Here is a 937-nt window from a genome sequence, read left to right on the forward strand (position 1 = left end):
AGCGTACGGTGAGCAATCGTCAACGTACGGAGGGAGGCCGCCGATCCACGCGATCGAAGATCCACTGGAGAGCCCTGAACCCTAGGGCTGGAAGCGCAACAGGGCGAAGTTCTCCCATACGTCGGCTGACAGGCCTTGCTTCATGACCTCGTCGGCCCGTGGACGCTGGTCGACAAGCCGTCCGCGTACCTGGGTGCACAGGGTCTCGTAGGTACGGTACGAACCCGACCCGGCGAGGAAGACGTTGTTGCCCGGACCCGCCTCCGCCAGCGCCCGGTCCGCGATGATCACACCGTTGGCGTTGGTGTTACGGTCCTCGTAGTCGGTCCAGTCGACCCGGTCGGGTGGCGCGTAGGTCGGGACGACATACACGTGCATCCATGCGGGGACAGTGCGTGCCAGCCCTGGGCCGAGCTGGTCCGGGCAGACCAGCAGCACGTCGCCGGGATGCCCGAGGCGTTCGAGTACGCTCGCGGTCCCGCTGGCCTGGGTACGGGTGCGGGACAGGTCGGTGTAGCCACCGACGAGTCCCAGCAGCGCGCACGCCAGGACGATTCCCCGGAACATCCGGCTGTCGACGATGACGGTCAGCCCAAGACCGATCACCAGAAGGAACGGGACGAACGCCGTGGCGGTATAGCGATCGGCCCAGGCGTTGCCCACCACCTTGCCCGCGGCAACGGCCACCACAAGGGTGACGGTGGCCAGGAAGAACAGCGTCCGCCCCGGTTCGAGGCCCTTCAGGTCGATCATCACATACCGGCCGTCGATCGCCCGGCCCGCCATCCCGGCCGCGGCGAGCCCGGTGACGAGGAACAGCAGCGTCCTCCCGCCGGTGGTGGGACCGCCCGCCCACTGCCCGTAGGCGTGCGCGATCGCCGCGAACGTGGCCGGCTCTCCCCACGGCGTCCCGGTGTGCGCCAACTGGTAGAAGAAG

The 937-nt window shown here is 68.2% G+C and carries 1 pseudogene; it reads right to left on the reverse strand.

Annotation, left to right across the window (positions count from 1 at the left end):
• Positions 1 to 81: 81 nt before the first annotated feature.
• A pseudogene (locus DD1DGNOD_RS14290) lies at positions 82 to 937 on the reverse strand (glycosyltransferase family 39 protein); the annotation flags it as partial.

This window comes from Candidatus Protofrankia californiensis (assembly GCF_900634765.1).
GTDB lineage: Bacteria > Actinomycetota > Actinomycetes > Frankiales > Frankiaceae > Protofrankia > Protofrankia californiensis.